Source organism: Microvirga pakistanensis, assembly GCF_004458765.1.
GTDB classification, from domain to species: Bacteria; Pseudomonadota; Alphaproteobacteria; order Rhizobiales; family Beijerinckiaceae; genus Microvirga; species Microvirga pakistanensis.
Map to the genome: position 1 here is coordinate 1 of NZ_SPJX01000453.1, position 223 is coordinate 223.

Annotated in this window: 1 protein-coding gene; it reads left to right on the forward strand. The window is 70.0% G+C overall.

The window, feature by feature from the left end:
- The coding region (locus E4K09_RS29865) for a hypothetical protein (protein ID WP_204985767.1) at positions 1 to 209 on the forward strand (209 nt) is incomplete at its 5' end.
- Positions 210 to 223 lie beyond the last annotated feature (14 nt).

The following is a 223-nucleotide window of genomic DNA, read 5'->3' on the forward strand; positions in this document are numbered from 1 at the left end:
CGGCGATGGCTCAGAAGCACCATCACGCCGAGGAGACGCCAGTCATGCGCTCGCCGCCGGAGGGTTCGCGGCCGGAGCACATCCGGCAGGAGGCGGAGCCAATGGGCGGGACCGTGATCCCGCTGTTCCCGCGACAGCGTGCAGCGCCCGGAACGACCCACGAACCGCCGAAGCCCGATGACGACAATCCAGGACCGCGAGCGGCATGAGCCGCAACGAGTCC